Source organism: Pseudonocardia sp. SID8383 (assembly GCF_009864975.1).
Lineage (GTDB): Bacteria > Actinomycetota > Actinomycetes > Mycobacteriales > Pseudonocardiaceae > Pseudonocardia > Pseudonocardia alni.
Genome location: NZ_WWFY01000125.1, coordinates 1 through 949 on the forward strand (window position 1 = coordinate 1; position 949 = coordinate 949).

Annotated in this window: 1 protein-coding gene; it reads left to right on the top strand. The window is 76.0% G+C overall.

Translation table 11 applies throughout. From position 1 onward, the window contains the following. A partial coding sequence (locus tag GTW08_RS02885) for an FtsK/SpoIIIE domain-containing protein (protein WP_255497403.1) occupies nt 1-949 on the top strand: 949 nt, incomplete at both ends.

Consider the following 949-nt stretch of genomic DNA (forward strand, 5'->3'; position numbering starts at 1 on the left):
CACTCGCACGCCGGCTCGCGCGCTACCGCCCGGACGGCGACGCCGACCTCGTCGCGTCCGGTGTGGACAGTGTGGCGACCGGATTGCCGTCGCTGCTCGGACTGTCCACGACGGACCCGGCCGGGGTCGCCGCGCTGCGCGGCCGGCGGGGGCCGGGGGAGCGGCTGCGGGTCCCGCTGGGCACCGACGACGACGGCGGCCGGCCGGTGCTGCTCGACCTCAAGGAGTCCGCGCAGGGCGGTGCGGGTCCGCACGGGCTGTGCATCGGCGCGACCGGCTCCGGCAAGAGCGAGCTGCTACGCACCCTCGTCCTCGGGCTGGTGGCGACGCACACCGCCGAGGAGCTCAACCTGGTGCTCGTCGACTTCAAGGGCGGCGCGACGTTCCTCGGGCTCGCCGGGCTGCCGCACACCTCCGCGGTGATCACCAACCTGGCCGAGGAGCTGACCCTGGTCGACCGGATGGCCGACGCGCTCGCCGGGGAGATCACCCGCCGCCAGGAGGTGCTGCGCGCCGCGGGGAACCTGTCGTCGCTGGCCGAGCACGACGCGCTGCGCCGGGACGGGGCACCGCTGGCGGCGCTGCCGTCGCTGCTGGTCGTCGTCGACGAGTTCTCCGAGCTGCTCGCCCAGCGGCCGGAGATGATCGACCTGATGGTGACCATCGGGCGGCTCGGCCGCTCGCTCGGCATCCACCTGCTGCTGGCCTCGCAGCGACTGGAGGAGGGACGGCTGCGCGGTCTCGAGTCGCACCTGTCCTACCGGATCGCGCTGCGCACCTTCTCCGCCGCGGAGTCCCGCGCGGTGCTGGGCGTGCCCGACGCGCACCTGCTCCCGCCGACGCCCGGCGCCGCGTACCTGTCCGCGGGCACCGACGAGCTGGTGCGCTTCCGGGCCGCCTACGTCTCCGGCCCGGACACCCCGCGGGCCGCGCGCCGCCGCGCACCCGG